We start from the raw sequence: 17,490 nt of genomic DNA on the forward strand, positions 1-17,490 counted from the left end.
CATGCCCCCCGCCAACCCGCTGCAATGGATTTCAACCTTTCTCGACGCCATAGCCGCCGAACAGGATGCCGCGCGCAATACCAGGCTGGCCTATGGGCGCGACCTCAAGGATTTTGCCGACTGGTGCAGCGGGCACGGCCACGATCTGGCAACGCTCGACCGCGAAACGGTGGAATCCTATCTGGTTTACTGTGACGCGCAGGGGCTGTCGCAGGCCACCCGCGCACGGCGGCTGTCGTCCGTGCGGCAGTTGTTTCGCTTTGCCTTTGACGAAGGCTGGCGCAGCGACAACCCTGCCCTGCGCATCGGCGGCCCCGGCAAGGTGCAGCGCCTGCCGCAAACGCTGGATCAGGCCGAAGTGGGCCGCCTGCTGGACGCCGCCCGCGCCCATGGCCGCACCGCCGCCGACCGGCTGCGAAACACCGCCCTGATGGAGTTGCTTTACGCCACCGGCCTGCGGGTGACGGAACTGGTGTCGCTGCCGCAGGCCGCGGTGCGCGGCGATCCGCGGATGATCCTTGTGCGCGGCAAGGGTGGCAAGGAACGCATGGTGCCGCTTTCGTCGCAGGCCCGGACGGCAATTGCCGACTGGCTGGCGCATCTGGATGCCGAAGCCGAGGCCCTGCGCAAGGCCGGCAAGCCGGTGCCGAAACACCTGTTCCCCGGCCCCGGAGTCGATGGCCACCTGACCCGGCAGAACTGCTTTGCCCTGCTCAAGGCCATGGCCGTGCGGGCCGGCGTTTCACCCGCCAAGGTGACTCCCCACGTCCTGCGCCATGCCTTTGCCACCCATCTTCTGGCTGGCGGCGCCGACCTGCGGGTGATCCAGACACTTCTGGGCCACGCCGACGTGGCAACGACCGAAATCTACACCCATGTGCTGGATGATCACCTCAAGGATCTGGTGCTGACCCGCCATCCGCTTGCGAAACCCCGCAAGCCACAGGCATAGTCGCCTTTCCCTTTTCGCAACCCGGATACCCGATGGACACCGCTTTCTGGATCACCTCCGCCATCGTTCTGGCGCTGATCGCCGCCTCGGCCTTTTTCTCGGGCTCGGAAACCGCGCTGACCGCCGCTTCGCGCGCGAAGCTGACGTCACAGTCCGAGAAAGGGTCGCGTGGGGCAAGTGCCGCCCTGCGCATTACCGAAGACCGCGAGCGGATGATCGGCGCGCTGCTGCTGGGCAACAATGTGGTGAACATCCTTGCCGCCTCGCTGGCGACCGCGCTGCTGACCCGCATTTTCGGGGACAGTGGCGTGGCTTTGGCAACCATGGGCATGACGGTGCTGGTGCTGATCTTCGGCGAGGTGATGCCGAAGACGCTGGCCATCACCTTCCCCGAAGCGGTGGCCGTGCGGGTGGCGCCCCCGATCCGGGTGCTGATCCTGATATTCTCGCCGCTGGTCGGGGTGGTGCGGGTGGTGGTGCGCGGATTGCTGCGGTTGCTGGGGGTGAAGGGCAATCCCGATGGCAACATGCTGGCGCTGCGCGAGGAAATTGCCGGAGCCATCGCCCTGGGTCATTCCGAGGGTGCGGTGCATCGGGAAGACCGTGACCGCCTGCTGGGCGCCCTGGATCTGGCCGACCGCACGGTGGACGAGATCATGCGCCACCGCCGCCAGATCGAGATGATCGACGCCGACCAGTCGCCCGATGCGATCCTGACGCAGGTGCTGTCATCACCGCATACCCGCCTGCCGGTGTTTCGAGAGTCAGAGGAGAACATCCTGGGCATCATCCACGCCAAGGATCTGCTGCGCGAGGTGGACCGGCTGATCCGTGGCGCCGAACGCCCCGCCGACGGGCTGGCCGCGCTGGACATCGCCAAGGTGGCGATGAAGCCCTACTTCATTCCCGAAACCACGCCGCTTGACGAACAGATGCGCCAGTTCCTGAAACGGCGCACCCATTTCGCGCTGGTGGTGGACGAATACGGCGGGTTGCAGGGGCTGATCACGTTGGAAGACATCCTTGAGGAAATCGTTGGCGAGATCACCGACGAATTCGACATCGTGGCCAAGGAAGGCCACCTCAAGGCAACCGAGGATGGCGGCTGGCTGGTCGATGGCGCCATGACGATCCGCGACCTGAACCGTGCGATGGACTGGTCGCTGCCCGATGACGAGGCGAACACCATCGCCGGGCTGGTCATCCACGAGGCGCGGATGATTCCGAACGAAGGCCAGGTCTTCGCCTTCCACGGCTTCCGCTTCGAGGTGGTGGCCAGGCGGGAAAACCGCCTGACCCGCCTGAAACTGCGCCGGCTCTGATCGCGCCTCAGCGCCGACCGAAGAGCGTGCCCAGAACGCCGCGCACGATGGCCTGCCCGCTTTTTGTGCCCAACTGGCGGGCAAAGCTCTTGGCGAAGGTCTCGGTGATCGAATCCGACCGGCTTGACGTGCTGCGCGGCTTCGGCGTGTCGTACCCCTTGCCGTCATAGCGCCGGGCACGCTTGAATTCGTCCAGATCCAGCGACAACCCGCCGCCGGTGCTGCCTTTGCTGGCCTGTGCCTCTTCCGCTTCGGCCGCGCGGGCGCGTTCCTCGGCCTTGCGCGCCAGCATCTCATAGGCGCTGTCGCGGTCGATCACGGTGTCATACTTGCCCGCCACGGGCGAACCCGCGATCACCTGCCCGCGCGCCGCATCATCGCAGGGGCCAAGCCGGCTGGACGGCGGGCGCACCAGCGTGCGCTCGGCGATGCCCGGAATCCCCTTCAGTTCCAGGAACGAGGTCACCGCCTCGCCCGTGCCGACATCGCGGATCGCATCCTCGATCTGGAACCGCGGGTTCGGGCGATAGGTCTGGGCGGCAAGGCGCAGGTCTTTCTGGTCCTTGGCGGTAAAGGCGCGCAGCGCGTGCTGCACGCGGTTGCCAAGCTGGCCAAGAATGTTCTCGGGCACGTCGGCGGGGTTCTGGGTGATGAAATAAACCCCCACCCCCTTCGACCGGATCAGCCGCGCCACCTGTTCCACCTTGGCCACCAGCGCGCGGGGCGCCCCGTCAAACAGAAGATGCGCCTCGTCGAAGAAGAAGACGAGCCTGGGCTTTTCGGGATCGCCCACTTCGGGTAGCGTCTCGAACAGTTCCGACAGAAGCCACAGCAGGAAGGTGGCATAAAGCCGGGGGCTGTTCATCAGCCGGTCCGAGGCAAGGATCGAGATGCGGCCCGACCCCTGTGCATCGGTCAGCATCAGGTCGGCCAGATCCAGCGCCGGTTCACCGAACAGCTTGGCGCCACCTTCGTTTTCCAGCACCAGCAGCCGGCGCTGGATGGCGCCGACGGATTCCTTCGACACCAGCCCGTAACGGGCCGAAATCGCATCGCCATTCTGCGCGACAAAGGTCAGCAGCGCCTGCAGATCCTTCAGGTCCAGCAGCGGCAGCCCCTCTTCATCGGCCAGCCGGAAGGCGACGTTCAGCACGCCTTCCTGCGGATCGCTCAACTCCAGAAGCCGCGACAGCAGAAGCGGCCCCATCTCGGCCACGGTGGTGCGGATCGGATGGCCCTTTTCGCCGAACAGATCCCAGAACAACACCGGAAAGGCGCGGTAGCTGAGATCCAGCCCGATGGTGGCGGCCCGTTTGAGGAAGCCTTCATGCAGCTTGTGCGTCTCGGACCCCGCCTGGCAGAGACCTGAAAGATCGCCCTTCACATCGGACAGGAAGACCGGCACGCCCGCTGCGGAAAAACCTTCCGCCAGAACCTGAAGTGTCACGGTCTTGCCGGTGCCGGTCGCCCCGGCGATCAGCCCGTGGCGGTTGCCAAATTTGAGCAGCAGGTTCTGCGGTGCCGCATAGCCCTCGCCGCCGCCGCCCACAAAGATCGTTCCGTCCGTCGTCACTGTGTCACTCCCGTCCGCAGCCCCCGATGGCCGCCGATGCCGCGCCACCATACAGCCTATTGCGCATCGTGCCAGTCTGGAACCCTTGTCGGAAGAACGGCGAAGTCCCGTTACGGAACCCGCGAACCGGCCCGGCGCATACCCCGGCTGCCCGCCAAAAGGTGCCGTTTTCAAACATCTTTTTCTGGAACATCCGGTCAAAAGAATCTCGTTGACGCCTTCGTGAAACCGCAATAGCGTTCAGGCCACGAAGTCGGCCAGTCCGACAGGGAGCAAAGAAATCGCGCCTCAGGCGCCATCAAAGGGCCGGACTTCCGGCCCTTTGTCCATTTCAGCACTTCCCGCCCGGCACGGCCCCGCCGCTCTCGCTTTTCTCAACTGACACTTCGATCCGCGCATGTTAAGGACGCGCGCAACGCCGGGCGAAAATCCGGCCTGCGCGGCCTGCCGCGCCAAACCCGAAGGACCAACGTTTCATGATGATCAAACCGATCTCCCGCCTTGCCCTGCTTCTGGCTCTGGCAGCGCCGCTGCCTCTGGCCGCGCAGGAAACCACCGCCCCCGCCGAAGGCGCCGCTCCTGCCGAAGGTGCTGCTCCGGCGGCGGAAGGCACCACGCCGAACACCTCGGCCGCGGACGACCTTGCCCTGGGGGTTGAGGTCGGTGGCACGCCCAAGGTGGGCGACAGCTACACCGCCGCAACCTTCGACGCCTGGCAACAGCGCTGCGTCAAGACGGAAACCGGCACCGATCCCTGCCAGCTTTACCAACTGCTGAAGGACAAGGACGGCAACAACGTCGCCGAATTCTCGGTCTTCAACCTGCCGGCCGGCACCAATGGCCCGGCAGTGGCCGGGGCGACCTTCATCGCACCGCTGGAAACCCTGCTGACCGAAGGCCTGCGGATCGAGGTCGACGGCTCGAAGCCGCGCGCCTATCCGTTCACTTTCTGCACCCAGATCGGCTGCGTCGCCCGTATCGGCTTCACCACCGAAGAGATCGACCAGTTCAAGAAGGGCGCCAAGGCCTCGGCCAGCATCACCCCCTTCGTCGCGCCCGACCAGAAGGTCGGTCTCGAAATCTCGCTCAAGGGCTTCACGGCCGGTATGGAAGCGGTGACCAAGGCCAACAACGCGGCCGATGCCGCGGCTGAGGCCGCCGCCAAGGCCAAGCCCGCCACCCCCTGAGGCGATCAGAGAGCGCGGAGCGCAAGCACCGCGTTCAATCCGCCAAAGGCAAAGGCATTCGACAGCGCCGCGCCCACCCGGGCGCGGCGCGCTTCGTTTGGAACATGGTCCAGATCACAGGCCGGATCAGGCTGGTCCAGCCCCAGCGTCGGGGCGATGATCCCGTCGCGCAACGCCATGATCACGGCAAGCAACTCGATCGCGCCGGTTGCCCCGATGGCATGGCCATGCAGCGCCTTGGTCGAACTGACCATCAGACCCTCAGCCGCGGAACCAAAGGCCCTGCGGATGGCGGCCACCTCGCTGCGGTCATTGACCTGGGTGCCGGTGCCGTGGGCATTGACATAACCCACCTCGGAGGCGTCGATCCGGGCTTCGTCCAGCGCCGCCCGGATCGCCGCCGCCGCCCCATCGACCGACGGCACTACGATATCGCCCGCATCCGCCGTCATGCCGAAGCCGGAAATCTCGGCCAGCGGCATGGCACCACGGGCGGCGGCCCGGTCGGCATCTTCCAAAACGAAGACCGCTGCGCCTTCGCCCATCACCAGACCGTTGCGGCGGGCATCGAAGGGGCGGCAGCCGTCCGGTGACAGGACGCGCAGCGATTCCCAGGCCTTGATGCCGCCGAAGCACAGCATCGCCTCGGCCCCGCCCGCCAGCATTGCGGGTGCCTGCCCGTCACGCACCATACGGAAGGCCAGCCCCAGCGCATGATTGGAACTGGCGCAGGCCGAGGAGACAGCGAAGGACGGCCCGGTCAGCCCGTGCCGCATGGCCACATGCGACGCCGCCGCATTGACCATCAGCCGCGGCACCACCAGCGGCGGCACCCGGTTCTTTCCTTCGGCAAACACCGCCCGGTAATTGTCTTCCCAGGTGCCGATCCCGCCCGCCGCGCTGCCGATGATGGCGCCGGCGCCCTGCCCTGCACCTTCACCGGCCATGGCCAGCGCCTCGGCGGCGGCGGTCACCGCGAACTGGGTGAAGCGGTCATAAACCGCAATCTCGTTGCGCGAAAAACGCGCCGCTTCATCCCAGCCCTGCACCTGCGCGCCAATCCGCACCGACAGCCGGTCCACGTCGCGAAAGGCCAGCGGCCCGATCCCCGACCGCCCCGCCGCCATGGCCTCCAGCGTGCCGGGCACATCACCCGCCAGCGCGTTGACCGTGCCCGCCCCGGTGATGACAACCCGCTTCGTCATGCGGCCTTGCCAGCCACCAGCCCCTGCACCGCCGCCACGATGCTGGCGACCGAGGTGGTGTCGAACCCGCCCTGACCGGGTTCATTGGGATTGAAGGGCACCTGGATGTCAAAAGCCTCTTCAATGGCGAAGATCGCCTCGACCAGACCCAGACTGTCCAGTCCAAGGCTTTCGATGGTGGCCTCGGGCCCGATCTCGGACGGGTCGAGCAGTGCCTGTGTTGCCAGGATCTCGATCACGCGGGGGGCAATGTCCTGCATCTGGGAAACCTTCAGTCCTCGGACGGCGGCCTGGGCAGCGCCTTTTCGATTTCGGCCACCCGTGCCGCCAGCCGTGGCAGCCGGCGCAGTGCCTTCTGCATCTCGACATGGGTTTCCATCTTCACCGCCGGATAGCCCAGCAGCACCCGGCCAGCCGGGGCATTGGTGAAGATCTTGGTGGCCCCGCCACAGATCACGTCATCGCCGACAAAGATATTATCATTAACGCCGCACTGGCCGCCCATCACCACGCGGTCGCCGATCCGCGACGATCCGGCAATGCCGACCTGCCCGCACAGCAGACAGTCGCGCCCGATCTGAACATTGTGGCCGATGTGAACAAGGTTATCCAGCTTGGTGCCGCTGCCGATGCGTGTGTCGCGGATGGTGCCGCGGTCGATGCAGACATTGGCCCCGATCTCGACATCATCGCCGATGGTCACCGCCCCCAGAGAATGGATCCGGGTCCAGCTTTGCGCGGTGATCGCGTCGCGTGTGCCCAGGGTTTCGCGGATCTCCTCGACGCCGGATTTCTCGGGCGTGACGAAACTGAACCCGTCCGAGCCGATCACCGCGCCCGGCTGGCAGATGAAGCGGTTACCGATGGTAACGCGGGCGCAGATCCGGGCGCCTTGCAGGATCAGCGCATCCTCTCCAATGCGGGCGCCTTCTGCGATGGAGACGTGGCTGGCGATCCGGGCGTTTGCACCGATCACCACATCGCGGCCGATCACCACGAAAGGCCCGATCGCCGCGCCCGCCCCGATCCGGGCCGAGGGATCGACGATGGCCATGGGATGCACACCGGGCGCAATGTCGGGGCCCGCGTCCAGAAGGCGTGTCAGCCCGGCCATGGCCAGCCGCCCGCGCGGTGCGAAGATCGCCGCCTGCAACCCCATCGCCTGCCAGTCTGCACCCGGCCACAACAGCGCGGCACGGGCCTGCCCCTTGGCAATGCCATCGGCGTATTTCGGGTCCATCGCCAGCGCCAGATCATCAGGGCCAGCCGCCTGCGGTTCGGACGCGGCCGTTACGGCCAGATCCAGCGCCCCTTCGGCCTTGGCCCCCAGAGCGGTGGCAATTTCGCGGATCGTATGCGGCATCAACCCCTCCGGCGCAGTCCGGGGGATGGTCTACTGCGAATCCGCGCCCAACTCCACCCCGGCATCTGCCAAGGCCTGCCACAGCTTTGCGTCACGTCCGTAAACATCGCGGCGATAGCCCATGCGGCCCTTCGCCTCGGGGTAAGCGGTGTAGTAGACAAGATGAACAGGGACGGTTTTTTCAAACTTTACAGTCGTTTCCCGTCCAGACTTGAGATAGGCGTTGAACTCTTCCTCAACCGCGTCGGATTGCACCGACAACAAGGCATGTGCCAGATCGAACGGGTCCGCCACGCGGATGCAGCCATGGCTGTAGGCGCGAACGTCATTGTCGAAAAGGGATTTCGACGGCGTATCATGCAGATAGATGTTGTACTGGTTGGGGAACATGAACTTCACCTTCCCCAGCGCGTTCCCGTCCGAGGGCGGCTGGCGCAGTGCAAAGGGGAAGTTGCGCGCGTTGTAGGCGGCAAAGTTGACCGCGCCACGCGACACAACCCGCCCGCTTCTGTCGACCACCTGAAGATGCCCAACCGCGTTGGGATTTCGTTGCAGAAGCGGCAGGTATTCCTTGACGGTGATCGACCGCGGCACCCCCCAACTGGGGTTCACCACGATATGCTCCATCTCGTCGGAAAATTCGGGGCTGCGCTGATCGGGCACGTCCTTGCCGATCACCACGCGGGTGCGGAACACCGTGCGGCCATGGTCCACGATCCGGGCGGTGAAATCGGGCTGGTTCACCCAGATGTGGCGCACCGTGCGGTCGATGTGCAGCCAGCGTTCGCGCTCCATCGCGACGATCACCGACTTGAGGCGCGCGTCCGGGCCGATGTTGATCTCTGCGATCGTCGCCTCGCCCGCCACGCCGTCGGCGGGCAGGCCATGGGCCAACTGGAATGACTGCACCGCGCGCTGGATGCTGCGGTCATAGTCCCGTGTCGGCGTACGGGCCAGATAGCCCATGGCGATCAGCCGGTCGCGCAGCGCCACCACACGGCCGCCACTGTCGCCGGGTGCCAGTGCCCCGCCGGGCACCGGCGGCCCCCAGCCCCCCCGCGCCATGCGGTCCTCAAGCCCGATCTTGGCCTTCATCAACTGAGCATAGACAGTCGAGGACGGGATCAGCCCGTGCAACACCGCGGCCGGGTCATCGCCGGCAATCGCGCGCAGCAGCTCTTGCGGATCGCGCAAAGGAATCTCGCGTACGATGGTCGGGTCGATCTGACGGGGGACCAGCAGACCCGAGGTCAGATCACCGGCCCAGGCCAGATAGGACCGGGTCATCGCCACTTCCAGACGGCCAAGATCCCCTTCGGTCTGCGCGGCAGCAAAGGCCGCCCGCAATCCGGCCAGATCATAGCGGGCTGGCGGCAAGCCGTGGTCATGCGCGGTTTCAAGGGCCGCGAACAGGGCGGCTCGGCGCGCGGCATCCTCAGGGCCGGTCCAGAGCGTGTCATAGCCGGTCTGGCGATACCATTCCGCCACCGGCGCCTCGGCCGAAGCCGCCGTAGCCAGCGAGCGCGCAAAGGCACTGGTGGTTTCCGCCGCCAAAGGCGCTGACAGCGCCAGCGACAACACCAGAGCGACCGAACCCATCATCTGCCTTGCCCGGCCCCGGGCCCCGTCGCGCACCACCATTCCAGCCCCTGAAAATACTAAGGATTTTATCGGTTCGGCAAAGATCAGCCAATTTGCCGCGGCTGTCCATTCACATTCCCGTCCAATCGGGCTTGCCGGACAGGCGCTTGCTGACAATGCGACAGATTTGCCCGCAACCGTTGCGCCGGCGCCACGCGCCAGTCAGGTTCTGCCGATTCAGCGAATTTTTGCCGATTTCGTGTTGGCTACCGAGAGAAGGGTTTTTGGCAGTTTCATTTCGGGCCGCATCTGCCGTAAGGTGCCGGCACTGGAAGAACAGTCAAGCACTGCTTCAAGCAGTCGAAGACTTGCACGGGACAGGCGACACAATGGCGGACTTCAGCTCCAACGGCATGACGCGGCGTGGACTTCTTGGTGTGTTCGCCGCGACAGTGGTAACTGCGGCACCTTTCTTCAGCAACGCGCCGGCCTACGCCCGCGGCGCAGGCGACATTCGCCGCCTTCGGATGTATTCCGGGCGCACCGGCGAAAGCATGGATACGATCTACTGGATCGAAGGGAAGTACATCCCCGAGGTCGTGAAGGAGATCAATCACTTCATGCGCGACTGGCGGACCGACGATGTGGTCAAGATGGACCCGCGCAATTTCGACATCATGGCCGCGGCGCATCGGCTGATGGATGTGAACGAACCCTACATGCTGCTCTCGGGCTATCGCAGCCCCAAGACCAACGCGATGCTGCGGTCGCGGTCGGGTGGCGTGGCCCGGAATTCCCTGCACATGAAGGGCATGGCCGCCGATCTGCGGCTGAACTCGCGTTCGGTCGGCCAGATGGCCAAGGCCGCTGCGGCCTGTGCGGCGGGTGGCGTCGGGCGCTATTCGCGGTCGAACTTCGTGCATATGGATTGCGGCGCAGTCCGCTCCTGGGGCGGCTGACCGCTTCCCTGGCCGGAAAAACGGGCGCCCCTCGGGGCGCCTTTTTCATTTCATCCGCCGCGCCTCATTCCTCGACCGTCTCTTCGGCCACACCACCCTTTTCGCGGCCGCGGAACCCCATGGCCACCACGAACTTCTCGGAACTGTCGGCGCGGCTGGACGGCGGCTTGACGTTCGCCACCTTGCGGAAGTTCTGCTTCAGCATCTGCTGCATGGTGTTTTCGGCCCCGCCCGCCAGAACCTTGGCGACAAAGGTGCCGCCGTCTTCCAGCACGTCAAAGGCAAAGGACAGCGCCGCCTCGACCAGTGCCACGATGCGCAGGTGGTCGGTCGGCTTGTGCCCGCTTGAGGCCGCCGCCATGTCGCTGAGAACCACATCGGCCCGACCGCCCAGCCAGCCCTTGACCAGTTCGTCCGCATCGTCGGACAGGAAATCAAGCTGGTGCAGTTCCACGCCGGGAATCGGCTCAACCTCCTGCAGGTCGACGCCCAGAATCCGCCCCACCGGCTTTTTCGTATTCTCGCCCAGGGCATTCACGCGTGGCACCGCCACCTGGCACCAGCCGCCTGGCGCGCAGCCCAGATCAACGACCCGGGCGCCGGGCTTCAGGAAGCCATACTTGTCGTCCAGTTCCATGATCTTGTAGGCCGCGCGGCCGCGATAGCCGTCGCGCTTGGCCCGCTGGACGTAAGGGTCGTTCAACTGCCGCTCAAGCCAGAGCGTGGACGAGAGCTTGCGCCCCTTCGCCGTTTTCACCCGCACCCGCAGGTCGCGCTGCCCGCGGCCCGAAGTTCCGCCAGATCCCGGTTTCTCGGTCATAGGTAAGGCCCGTCCTCCAAAACTCCATCCGCGCTCATCTGCGCGTAAAGCAGCCCCTCGCGCAGGCCGCGGTCCGCCACCGAAAGCCGGTCGGTCGGCCAGATCCGCATCAGCGCCTGCAAGATGGCCGCACCCGACATGATCAGCGTGTGCCGGTCCCGACCGATACGCGGGTCGGTGCGCCGCCCTTCCGGGCCAAGCTGAAGATAGTCGCGGATCACCGTATCTATCTGGGTGCTTGTCATCTGCAACCCGTCCACCTTGGCGCGGTCATAGCGGCGCAGGCCCAGGAAGGACGCAGCAACCGTGGTCACCGTGCCGCTGGTGCCGATGATCTGGAACCCTTCGCGCTTGGCCTGTGCATGATAGGGGCTGAAGCTGGCAAGGTTTTCCTCGAAGAACCAGCTCATCAGGGCAAAGCGCGCCGCGTCATCCTCGACATCGGCGAACTGATCCTTCAGGGTGGCCACCCCCAGCTTGACGCTGATCCAGTCCACCACACGCGCCACCGGCCCCTCGCCCTGGGCCGAAAACCCCATATGCAGCCGCATGATCGCCTTGGCGCGGTCATCGGGCGGCACCGCCGACAGGTCGATCCAGACAAGTTCCGTCGACCCGCCGCCGATGTCCACCACCAGAAGCTGCTCGGTCTCGGGCTTGACCAGCGGCGCGCAACTGATCACCGCCAGCCGCGCCTCTTCCTCGGGGCCGATGATTTCCAGCGCCAGTCCGGTTTCCCGCCGCACCTGACGGATGAAATCGCGGGCATTGCGGGCGCGGCGGCAGGCTTCTGTCGCCACCAGTCGCATCCGGGTGACGCCATGCCGCTCGATCTTCTTGCCACAGATCCGCAGCGCCTGAATCGTGCGGGCCATGGATGCCCGGCTCAGCCGGCCCGAGGCTTCCAGCCCCGCCCCCAGTTGAACGGTCTTGGAAAAGCTGTCCATGACAAGAAACTGACTGCCCTTCGGCTGGGCAATCAGCATACGGCAACTGTTCGTGCCAAGGTCCAGGGCCGCATAAAGCGCAGGACCGATTTGATCAGGGGATGACGGATCGCCCTCGTGGGAGCGCGCGAAGAGCGGCTCGACCAACGAAGAGGATGCGTCCGCCCCTGGGGGACGCACGGGCGTCATGATCGCCCTCCAACTCTGGTTGCCCCAAAGGTAGTCGCGCGACCGGGAGCTGGCAAGCCTTTGCATGACGGTGATGCGACATCCGTCCGCATTGAACCCGGTCTGACCATGTTTTGCCCCCGACAGGGCCACGCACCGGCCGCTGGTCGCATCAGAGGGGCGCCATGTCGAAATCCGACTTCGCCTGTCGCGAAACGGCGTCTATCAACAGGGGAACATCCGCACAGGAATCGCCCCGAAATGCCCGAAGTGACCATCGTCTACTGGAGAGACATCCCCGCCCAGGTCATTGTCGGCAAGGGCCGACGCGGGGCCAAGGTGCAACTGTCCGAGAGGTTCGAACAGGCCATCGACCGCTGCGCCATGAAGATCGGCGCCCGCGACGCCGATGCCTATCTGGCCGAATGGCGCAAGGCCGCCCCATATGAGGTGGACGGCGATCAGGACGAGATTGCCCGCGACACCGCCGCCCGGCTGGAGGGCGAGTACGACACCGCCCGCCTGAAGACGCTGATCGACAGCGATGGCTGGGCCGCCACCTGATCATGCCGTCCCCCGTCCCCCCCTTGTCAGCCCCCACCCTGAAGGAGCGCCTGATGGCCCTGTTCCCCTTCCGCAAGAAAGCCGCCCCTGCTGCCGCGCCCGTCGGACAGGCCGCCCAGCTTGAAGCCTTTCTCAAGGGTTATTCGATCGAGGTGATGCCCCGCACCGCCGAGAAGGTTTCCGACTTCCGCGCCATCCTGCCCAGCGGCACCCGCGTCTATGTCGCCCATATCGAGGGCACGCCGATCGAGGACATGGTGGCCACCGCGAAACGCATCGTCGACGAAGGCTTTGCCGTGATGCCGCATTTCCCGGCGCGGATCATCAAGGACAAGGCCACGCTGGTCGACTGGGTTGCCCGGTACAAGGACGTCGGTGTCCGTCAGGGGCTGATCCTGGCCGGTGGGGTGCCACAGCCGGTGGGCGATTTCTCGACCTCGATGCAGCTTCTGGAGTCTGGCGCCTTTGACGGGTTTGACCGGCTGCATGTGGCAGGGCACCCCGAAGGCAACAAGGACATCGACGCCGACGGATCGGACCGCATGGTGATGGAGGCCGCGCGGTGGAAATCCGCCTTTGCCGAACGCACCGATGCGCAGATGGCCATGGCAACGCAGTTCTGCTTTGACGCCCGGCCGGTGATCGACTGGGTCAAGCGGCTGGACCGCGAAGGCATCAAGCTGCCGGTTCATATCGGTGTGGCAGGCCCGGCCAAGCTGCAGACGCTGATCAAGTTCGCCATTGCCTGCGGCGTGGGCCCCTCGCTCAAGGTGCTGCAAAAGCGCGCGCTTGACGTGTCCAAGCTGCTGACCCCCTATGAGCCGACCGAATTCCTGGCAGAACTGGCCGCCCACAAGGCCGCGAATCCCGACTTCGGCATCGAACAGGTGCATTTCTTCCCGCTGGGGGGCATCAAGACCAACGCCGAATGGGTGACCGCAAATGGTGGCGCCTCGGGAAAACCGGCCTGCGCGGCCTGACGCAACACAAGACCAAAGGTTGAGAGATGACCCGCACCGTCCTTGAATCGAAAACGAAAACCGTCGTCATCGGCTTTGACGAACCCTTCTGCGTCATTGGTGAGCGGATCAACCCGACCGGCCGCAAGAAGCTGGCGGCCGAGCTTGAGGCCGGCAATTTCGAGACGGTGATAAAGGACGCGCTGGAGCAGGTCGCCTGCGGCGCAACGGTTCTGGATGTGAACTCTGGCGCGGTCTTCACCAACAAGATGGCCGAAGATCCGCGCTATGCCGACAACAACTTCGTTGAACCGCCGCTGATGCGGGCGCTGATCGAGATCGTGCAGCAAACGGTTGACGTGCCCCTGTGCATCGACAGCTCGGTTCCCGCTGCGCTGGAGGCCGGCCTTGCCGCCTGCGAAGGCCGCCCGCTGCTGAATTCGGTGACGGGCGAAGAAGAGCGGCTGGAGCTGGTGCTGCCGCTGGTCAAGAAATACAATGTGCCCGTGGTGGCGATCTCGAACGACGACACCGGCATCTCACCCGACCCCGAGGTGCGGTTTGCCGTGGCGAAGAAGATCGTCGAGCGGGCCGCCGACTTTGGCATCCCGGCGCATGACATCGTGGTTGACCCGCTGGTGATGCCGGTTGGCGCCATGGCCAGCGCCGGACAGCAGGTCTTTACCCTGGTGCGCCGCCTGCGCGACGAGTTGGGCGTGAACACCACCTGTGGCGCCTCGAACATCTCGTTCGGCCTGCCGCACCGGCATGGCATCAACGGGGCCTTCCTGCCGATGGCGATTGGCGCCGGCATGACCAGCGCAATCATGAACCCGGTCCGCCAGCAGGAGATGGAGGCGATCCGCGCCGCCAACTTCCTGATGAACCACGATCCGAACGGCGGCGAATGGATTCGCTTCGCCAAGGTGCTGGAGGCCGTCGAAGGCGGCCTGAGCTTTGCCGAAGCCTCGGCCGCGGCGCAATCCGCCGCCGGGGGCCGGCGTGGCGGCCGCCGCGGGCGCGGCTGACACCTGACGTCCTCAGATCCCCCTCAGGCTTGCCGCGCGGGCCTGGGGGACACCTGCCACCTCGACGCAGGTAAAGACGTGCAGTGTGTCCAGATCGCGGTCGACAACCGCATGGTCGCTGACCCAGCCCCCCATGCCCAGATAGCTGCGCAACAGCGGCGGCAGCCCCGCCAGCGCCGTTCGCCGGTCCGTGACCGGCCCTGCCAACGCGGGATAATCGACCACCTCCGCCGCCCGCCGGCCCGGCCGCAGCCCAACCGGCCCCAGATGCCGTTCGGCCAGCAGCGCCAGCGCGGCGCGATGCAGGGTCCAATCCGCCCCGGCAAACGAGGTACAGCCGATCAGACGCCCCGCCCCCGCCGCATCAACCAGCCGCGTCATGGCCGCCCAGGCCAGACGCAGCACATCAGGATCAGCGGTTCCGGGGGCCAGACAGAACCGGCCCATTTCGGCAAAGGGGCGCGGATCGGCGGCAAGTGGCGACAGATCATAGAACCGCGCCGCATAGCCCTGCCCCAGCGCCGCGCCAGAGGGCAGCAGGGCAACCCGGAACGTGGCGCAGACCGCATCACCCGATTCCACCAGAACATGCTGGCAGCGTTCGTCCAGATCGTCATGATCGTCCGCCCCGTTGCGGAACACCGCCCCCCGCAGCGCCAGCGCGCGCGACAGATCCTCGGGCCCCGCAGCCAGCCGCGCCACATATCTGCCCCGGATCAGCGGCTCCATCTTTAATCCGCGCTCCCGTGCCCTAGATTCCCCGTCAGAAGGAGTTCCCAAGGATGGACAAGATCGTCAAGACCGATGCCGAATGGCGGGCCCAACTGCCCGAGCTGGCCTACAAGGTCACCCGCAAGCACGCAACCGAACGGGCCTTCAGCCACGACGACTTCCCCAAGCAGCCGGGAATCTTTTCCTGCGTCTGCTGCGGTGAGCCCCTGTTCGATGCCGCGACCAAGTTCGATTCGGGCACCGGCTGGCCGTCGTTCTGGCAACCTGTCAGCGCCGAGAATGTCGGGGAAAAGACCGACCGCAGCTTCTTCATGCGGCGAACCGAGGTGCATTGCGCCCGCTGCGAGGCGCATCTGGGCCATGTATTCCCTGACGGCCCGGCCCCCACCGGCCTGCGCTACTGCATCAATGGCGTGGCGCTGCGCTTCGATCCCAAGGGCGAATAACGAAACGGGGCCGGTTGCGCTGGCAACCGGCCCCGGATTTCACGCTTGATCTGCGTCAGTTTACGCCCATCTGGTCCAGGCTCATCCGGCCGAAGTTCGACAGAAGCTGCCCGATGAAGCTGACACCCTTGATGTTGCTTGCCGTGACGCGGCGCGAGATTTCCACCACGCGGCCATCCTCAAGCCCGTAGCGGCCGATGTTTTCCACAACGCCCGCTTCGGTGAAGGTGATGGCAACCACCTGACGGTCAATCTCTTCCGGTTCCTTGGGGCCAAGGTGCTTGAATCGGCTTTGCACATAGAACCAGCCGACATCGTTCAGCAGGCCTTGCGCCGAAGGACGGCCGATCTTTTCAGCCACCGTTTCACGCGTATCCACGCCCACCTTGATCTGCGCCAGATCCTGATCGACCGGCACATAGCCATGGTTGCGATAGACCGCCGTGCAGGCCGCCGCGACCAGCACCAGTGCCAACGCCGCCAGCCGCATATGCGGAACAAGCCGCCCAATGCCAAAGGCACCGCCGCCTGAGCGCCGCGCCTCTCTGGAACTGCCTGCCATCCCTGCCCCTTTTCTCCGGAACCCCGGAGCACCCGATTTTGCCTTGCACCTTGGGATAACAGATGCCACGCCCTATGTTCAAGAACGCAAGGAAGGGCATCTGCGTGCCTGTCCCTGCGGAATTCCCGACATCGGACCCCGCCATGACCAAGAAACCCGCCTCACAGCCCGTCAACCCCGGCCCCGAAACCCCGGCGCCGGTGTTCCGCAGCGCGGCGCTGTCACACCGCCGCCCCACCGCGCTGCGCTGGACCGCCGGCCCGGACGCGCGTGCCGCCATGGCACAGGCACTTGACCTGCAGGGAATCGCGTCGCTGTCCTTCGAGGGCACGCTGCAACCCGAAGGCCGCGCCGATTTCCGGCTGGAAGGCCGGCTCACGGCCGCCGTGACCCAATCCTGTGTGGTGACGCTTGCGCCGGTGCCGGCCCGGATCGACGAAGCCGTCCTGCGCCGCTATCTGGCAGACTATGCCCATCCCGAAGGGGAAGAGGTCGAGATGCCCGAGGACGACAGCGCCGATCCGCTGCCGGCCCAGATCGACCTTGCCGAAGTTCTGACCGAGGCGCTGGCGCTGGCGCTGCCGCCCTATCCGCGCGCCCCGGGCGCCGAACTGGGCGAGGCGGTCTTTGCGGAACCCGGCGTATCGCCGCTGCGTGACACGGATCTGCGCCCCTTCGCGGCCCTTGCCGGGCTGAAGATCAAGTCGGCCGACGATGCCGGCTGACCGTTCGGCCGGCACCCCGCCGCAGGCCACAAGTGCAGGCAGAAAAAGGACTTGCGCCCCGGCCGAATCCGAGTATGTTCCCCGCCTCATTCAGGCTGTGGCACAGCATCTGTAGGCTATTGCCTAAAGGTCTGTTTCTTGCAGCAAAATCAGGGGCCTGTCCCCTTCCAAGCCCAAAGGTCGAGACATGGCTGTCCCGCAGAACCGCACCACCCGTTCCCGCCGGAACATGCGCCGCGCTCATGACGCGCTGGTTGCCGCGAACCCCAACGAATGCCCGAACTGTGGCGAGCTGAAGCGCCCGCACCACGTTTGCGGCGCTTGTGGCCATTATGACGCCCGCGAAGTCGTGGCGGCGGCCAAGGAAGTGGATATCGACGAAGACGCGGCGTAAGCC

At 65.6% G+C, this 17,490-nt stretch carries 19 protein-coding genes; 10 read left to right on the forward strand and 9 right to left on the reverse strand.

Features of this window, described 5'->3' with window-relative positions:
- Position 1: 1 nt before the first annotated feature.
- Positions 2-952: a site-specific tyrosine recombinase XerD gene (locus C5F44_RS07335; protein WP_107672855.1), complete on the forward strand. Its 951-nt coding sequence runs from the start codon at positions 2-4 to the stop codon at positions 950-952.
- 32 nt (positions 953-984) lie between these two features.
- Positions 985-2,274, forward strand: a complete 1,290-nt coding sequence (locus C5F44_RS07340; protein WP_107672856.1) for an HlyC/CorC family transporter — start codon at positions 985-987, stop codon at positions 2,272-2,274.
- 7 nt (positions 2,275-2,281) lie between these two features.
- On the opposite strand, the gene C5F44_RS07345 is transcribed toward C5F44_RS07340, so the two are convergent.
- Positions 2,282-3,898 (reverse strand): helicase HerA-like domain-containing protein, encoded by a 1,617-nt coding sequence (locus tag C5F44_RS07345; RefSeq protein WP_181318209.1) that lies wholly within the window; start codon positions 3,896-3,898, stop codon positions 2,282-2,284.
- Positions 3,899-4,326: 428 nt separating this feature from the next.
- Here C5F44_RS07345 and C5F44_RS07350 point away from each other — a divergent pair, with 428 nt between their 5' ends.
- The gene (locus tag C5F44_RS07350) at positions 4,327-5,034 is read left to right on the forward strand and encodes an invasion associated locus B family protein (protein WP_107672922.1); all 708 of its coding nucleotides are present in this window, start codon (positions 4,327-4,329) and stop codon (positions 5,032-5,034) included.
- Between the two features lie 5 nt (positions 5,035-5,039).
- Here the strand turns inward: C5F44_RS07350 and C5F44_RS07355 are convergent, their stop codons facing one another.
- From C5F44_RS07355 to C5F44_RS07370, 4 genes are read right to left on the reverse strand one after another with little or no spacing between them, the layout of a single operon-like run.
- Positions 5,040-6,239, reverse strand: a complete 1,200-nt coding sequence (locus C5F44_RS07355) for a beta-ketoacyl-[acyl-carrier-protein] synthase family protein (RefSeq protein WP_107672858.1) — start codon at positions 6,237-6,239, stop codon at positions 5,040-5,042.
- Positions 6,236-6,499, reverse strand: coding sequence for an acyl carrier protein (locus tag C5F44_RS07360; protein WP_107672859.1), 264 nt, complete (start codon positions 6,497-6,499; stop codon positions 6,236-6,238). The genes C5F44_RS07355 and C5F44_RS07360 overlap by 4 nt, the downstream gene beginning before the upstream one ends.
- An 11-nt stretch (positions 6,500-6,510) precedes the next feature.
- Positions 6,511-7,602, reverse strand: coding sequence for a UDP-3-O-(3-hydroxymyristoyl)glucosamine N-acyltransferase (lpxD, locus tag C5F44_RS07365; RefSeq protein ID WP_107672860.1), 1,092 nt, complete (start codon positions 7,600-7,602; stop codon positions 6,511-6,513).
- 30 nt (positions 7,603-7,632) lie between these two features.
- Positions 7,633-9,204 carry a L,D-transpeptidase family protein gene (locus C5F44_RS07370; RefSeq protein WP_235822561.1) on the reverse strand — a complete coding sequence of 524 codons (1,572 nt, stop codon included), beginning with the start codon at positions 9,202-9,204 and terminating at the stop codon, positions 7,633-7,635.
- A 368-nt stretch (positions 9,205-9,572) separates the two neighbouring features.
- Here C5F44_RS07370 and mepK point away from each other — a divergent pair, with 368 nt between their 5' ends.
- A complete protein-coding gene (gene mepK, locus C5F44_RS07375; protein ID WP_107672862.1) occupies positions 9,573-10,142 on the forward strand; it encodes a peptidoglycan L,D-endopeptidase MepK in 570 nt (189 codons plus the stop codon).
- A gap of 64 nt (positions 10,143-10,206) precedes the next feature.
- On the opposite strand, the gene C5F44_RS07380 is transcribed toward mepK, so the two are convergent.
- Both C5F44_RS07380 and C5F44_RS07385 read right to left on the reverse strand, forming a co-directional pair.
- Positions 10,207-10,962: an RlmE family RNA methyltransferase gene (locus tag C5F44_RS07380; protein ID WP_107672863.1), complete on the reverse strand. Its 756-nt coding sequence runs from the start codon at positions 10,960-10,962 to the stop codon at positions 10,207-10,209.
- The gene (locus C5F44_RS07385; protein WP_107672864.1) at positions 10,959-12,098 is read right to left on the reverse strand and encodes a Ppx/GppA phosphatase family protein; all 1,140 of its coding nucleotides are present in this window, start codon (positions 12,096-12,098) and stop codon (positions 10,959-10,961) included. Before C5F44_RS07385 ends, C5F44_RS07380 begins: the two co-directional genes overlap by 4 nt.
- A 240-nt stretch (positions 12,099-12,338) precedes the next feature.
- Here C5F44_RS07385 and C5F44_RS07390 point away from each other — a divergent pair, with 240 nt between their 5' ends.
- From C5F44_RS07390 to C5F44_RS07400, 3 genes are read left to right on the forward strand one after another with little or no spacing between them, the layout of a single operon-like run.
- Entirely contained in the window at positions 12,339-12,641 is a 303-nt protein-coding gene (locus C5F44_RS07390; RefSeq protein WP_107672865.1) for a virulence factor, read from the forward strand.
- Between the two features lie 53 nt (positions 12,642-12,694).
- Positions 12,695-13,621 (forward strand): methylenetetrahydrofolate reductase, encoded by a 927-nt coding sequence (locus C5F44_RS07395; RefSeq protein WP_107672866.1) that lies wholly within the window; start codon positions 12,695-12,697, stop codon positions 13,619-13,621.
- Positions 13,622-13,647: 26 nt separating this feature from the next.
- Positions 13,648-14,628, forward strand: a complete 981-nt coding sequence (locus C5F44_RS07400; protein WP_107672867.1) for a methyltetrahydrofolate cobalamin methyltransferase — start codon at positions 13,648-13,650, stop codon at positions 14,626-14,628.
- A 12-nt stretch (positions 14,629-14,640) separates the two neighbouring features.
- Here C5F44_RS07400 and C5F44_RS07405 read toward each other — a convergent pair whose 3' ends face one another.
- The gene (locus C5F44_RS07405) at positions 14,641-15,357 is read right to left on the reverse strand and encodes a GNAT family N-acetyltransferase (protein WP_107672868.1); all 717 of its coding nucleotides are present in this window, start codon (positions 15,355-15,357) and stop codon (positions 14,641-14,643) included.
- Positions 15,358-15,410: 53 nt separating this feature from the next.
- Between C5F44_RS07405 and msrB the strand changes: the two genes are divergently transcribed.
- Positions 15,411-15,806, forward strand: a complete 396-nt coding sequence (gene msrB, locus C5F44_RS07410) for a peptide-methionine (R)-S-oxide reductase MsrB (RefSeq protein ID WP_107672869.1) — start codon at positions 15,411-15,413, stop codon at positions 15,804-15,806.
- Positions 15,807-15,861: 55 nt separating this feature from the next.
- Here msrB and C5F44_RS07415 read toward each other — a convergent pair whose 3' ends face one another.
- Entirely contained in the window at positions 15,862-16,296 is a 435-nt protein-coding gene (locus C5F44_RS07415; protein ID WP_107672870.1) for an outer membrane protein assembly factor BamE, read from the reverse strand.
- Positions 16,297-16,511: 215 nt separating this feature from the next.
- Between C5F44_RS07415 and C5F44_RS07420 the strand changes: the two genes are divergently transcribed.
- Together C5F44_RS07420 and rpmF are read left to right on the forward strand one after the other, a co-directional pair.
- Positions 16,512-17,093, forward strand: coding sequence for a YceD family protein (locus tag C5F44_RS07420; RefSeq protein ID WP_107672923.1), 582 nt, complete (start codon positions 16,512-16,514; stop codon positions 17,091-17,093).
- 187 nt (positions 17,094-17,280) lie between these two features.
- Entirely contained in the window at positions 17,281-17,487 is a 207-nt protein-coding gene (gene rpmF, locus C5F44_RS07425; protein WP_107672871.1) for a 50S ribosomal protein L32, read from the forward strand.
- Positions 17,488-17,490 lie beyond the last annotated feature (3 nt).

This window comes from Fuscovulum blasticum DSM 2131 (genome assembly GCF_003034965.1).
Classification (GTDB): Bacteria; Pseudomonadota; Alphaproteobacteria; order Rhodobacterales; family Rhodobacteraceae; genus Pseudogemmobacter; species Pseudogemmobacter blasticus.

Bases quoted from the DNA above. Each gene is read 5' to 3' on its own strand.
- C5F44_RS07335 (WP_107672855.1), top strand. From the start codon at position 2: ATGCCCCCCGCCAACCCGCTGCAATGGATTTCAACCTTTCTCGACGCC.
- lpxD (WP_107672860.1), bottom strand. From the start codon at position 7,602: ATGCCGCATACGATCCGCGAAATTGCCACCGCTCTGGGGGCCAAGGCC.
- C5F44_RS07345 (WP_181318209.1), bottom strand. From the start codon at position 3,898: ATGGTGGCGCGGCATCGGCGGCCATCGGGGGCTGCGGACGGGAGTGAC.
- C5F44_RS07340 (WP_107672856.1), top strand. From the start codon at position 985: ATGGACACCGCTTTCTGGATCACCTCCGCCATCGTTCTGGCGCTGATC.
- C5F44_RS07400 (WP_107672867.1), top strand. From the start codon at position 13,648: ATGACCCGCACCGTCCTTGAATCGAAAACGAAAACCGTCGTCATCGGC.
- C5F44_RS07390 (WP_107672865.1), top strand. From the start codon at position 12,339: ATGCCCGAAGTGACCATCGTCTACTGGAGAGACATCCCCGCCCAGGTC.
- C5F44_RS07405 (WP_107672868.1), bottom strand. From the start codon at position 15,357: ATGGAGCCGCTGATCCGGGGCAGATATGTGGCGCGGCTGGCTGCGGGG.
- C5F44_RS07395 (WP_107672866.1), top strand. From the start codon at position 12,695: ATGGCCCTGTTCCCCTTCCGCAAGAAAGCCGCCCCTGCTGCCGCGCCC.
- rpmF (WP_107672871.1), top strand. From the start codon at position 17,281: ATGGCTGTCCCGCAGAACCGCACCACCCGTTCCCGCCGGAACATGCGC.
- C5F44_RS07355 (WP_107672858.1), bottom strand. From the start codon at position 6,239: ATGACGAAGCGGGTTGTCATCACCGGGGCGGGCACGGTCAACGCGCTG.
- C5F44_RS07385 (WP_107672864.1), bottom strand. From the start codon at position 12,098: ATGACGCCCGTGCGTCCCCCAGGGGCGGACGCATCCTCTTCGTTGGTC.
- C5F44_RS07360 (WP_107672859.1), bottom strand. From the start codon at position 6,499: ATGCAGGACATTGCCCCCCGCGTGATCGAGATCCTGGCAACACAGGCA.
- C5F44_RS07380 (WP_107672863.1), bottom strand. From the start codon at position 10,962: ATGACCGAGAAACCGGGATCTGGCGGAACTTCGGGCCGCGGGCAGCGC.
- C5F44_RS07420 (WP_107672923.1), top strand. From the start codon at position 16,512: ATGACCAAGAAACCCGCCTCACAGCCCGTCAACCCCGGCCCCGAAACC.
- msrB (WP_107672869.1), top strand. From the start codon at position 15,411: ATGGACAAGATCGTCAAGACCGATGCCGAATGGCGGGCCCAACTGCCC.
- C5F44_RS07370 (WP_235822561.1), bottom strand. From the start codon at position 9,204: ATGATGGGTTCGGTCGCTCTGGTGTTGTCGCTGGCGCTGTCAGCGCCT.
- C5F44_RS07415 (WP_107672870.1), bottom strand. From the start codon at position 16,296: ATGCGGCTGGCGGCGTTGGCACTGGTGCTGGTCGCGGCGGCCTGCACG.
- C5F44_RS07350 (WP_107672922.1), top strand. From the start codon at position 4,327: ATGATCAAACCGATCTCCCGCCTTGCCCTGCTTCTGGCTCTGGCAGCG.
- mepK (WP_107672862.1), top strand. From the start codon at position 9,573: ATGGCGGACTTCAGCTCCAACGGCATGACGCGGCGTGGACTTCTTGGT.